We start from the raw sequence: 1,406 nt of genomic DNA on the forward strand, positions 1-1,406 counted from the left end.
CCGACAAATCTCGTCAGGGGATAGGTTCCACATGGGTCAAATCTCAGTGACATTTTATATCGCCGCTGGGTCAGTTCTCGGTGACATCCAACACGCCAGTTCTTCGCGGACTGTCCGAACCAGCTTTGGGTGTCGGACTTTACCTATGTGCCTACCTGGTCAGGCACTGTGTACGTGGCCTTTGTCATCGACGTCTTTGCGCGGCGGATTGTTGGCTGGCGTGCATCCACTTCTATGAAGACCCAGTTCGTTCTCGACGCACTCGAGCAAGCGATCTGGCAAAGAAAAACACCAGATAACAAAAGCTTGGTTCACCATTCGGACCGCGGCTCGCAATATCTGCCTATCAAGTATACGGAGCGATTGGCGGATGCAGACATTGATTTGTCTGTCGGAAGCGTTGGTGATGCCTACGATAACGCACTCGCCGAATGCGTGATCGGTCTCTTCAAAACAGAAGTGATCAATCAGATCGGGCCATGGAAATCGGTCCGTGACGTCGAATGGGAAACGCTCAAATGGGTCGATTGGTATAACAGCCGCCGCTTGCTGGGACCCATCGGATACATTCCACCCGCTGAAGCAGAGGAAGCATTCTATGCAAACCTGAAGTCACTCGATATGGTCGCCTAGTCGTTGAACAAAATACCCTCCGGCAAAGTCGGGGCGGTTCAGTATCCCTGCCCCCTCTAGCAAGTATTGGGGGGCATCGGTCTGCTCAACAATGAGCTTTATATCGGGCGACAGGTCTGGAACCGCCAAACCTACGTCAAGGACCCCGCCACCGGAAAGCGCGTGTCGCGCCCCAATCCCGAGAGCGACTGGACGATCACCGAGGTCCCCGCCTTGCGGATCATTCCGCAAGACCTTTGGGAAGCCGTGAAGGCGCGCCAAGGCGGGCTGGCCCTACACAAGCCGACAGACAAACCTTGGGACCGCCGCCGCCCACGATATCTGTTTTCCATATTGATGGTCTGCGGATGCTGTGGCGGCGGCATGTCCATGGTGAACAAAACCTCCTACGGTTGCTCGGCAGCACGGAACAAAGGGGCCAGCGTCTGCACAAACAAGCGTCTGATCAAACGCGAAGAGCTTGAAGAACGCGTTCTGACTGCCCTGACAACACATCTGATGCAAACCGAGGCGATTGCGCAGTTCTGTGACGCCTATGTGGCCGAGCGGAACCGTCTGGCAACAACGTCAGAGCAAAGCAAAGCGTCCCTGGAACGCGCTCTCCACAAGCTGCAAAAGGAAAAGGCGGCGCTGATCTCCTCGATCAAGACCGGCGTCCCTGGGGAGTTTCTGAAGGAAGACAGAGGTGGTCCGCGTTTTTCGACCAGTTTGCCGCCGCGCTAAGCTATAGCATTGGTTTCATTTCAGGCGGCAACCTTCAGGTCCGGAGCTCG

1 protein-coding gene and 1 pseudogene are annotated in these 1,406 nt (G+C 55.6%); both read left to right on the top strand.

The window, feature by feature from the left end; translation table 11 throughout:
* Positions 1–93: 93 nt before the first annotated feature.
* Positions 94–633, top strand: a pseudogene (locus tag CLV74_RS22435) (IS3 family transposase); the annotation flags it as partial.
* A 66-nt stretch (positions 634–699) separates the two neighbouring features.
* Entirely contained in the window at positions 700–1,356 is a 657-nt protein-coding gene (locus tag CLV74_RS22440) for a recombinase family protein (protein ID WP_106269159.1), read from the top strand.
* Positions 1,357–1,406: the final 50 nt, after the last annotated feature.

Source organism: Donghicola tyrosinivorans (assembly GCF_003003355.1).
GTDB lineage: Bacteria > Pseudomonadota > Alphaproteobacteria > Rhodobacterales > Rhodobacteraceae > Donghicola > Donghicola tyrosinivorans.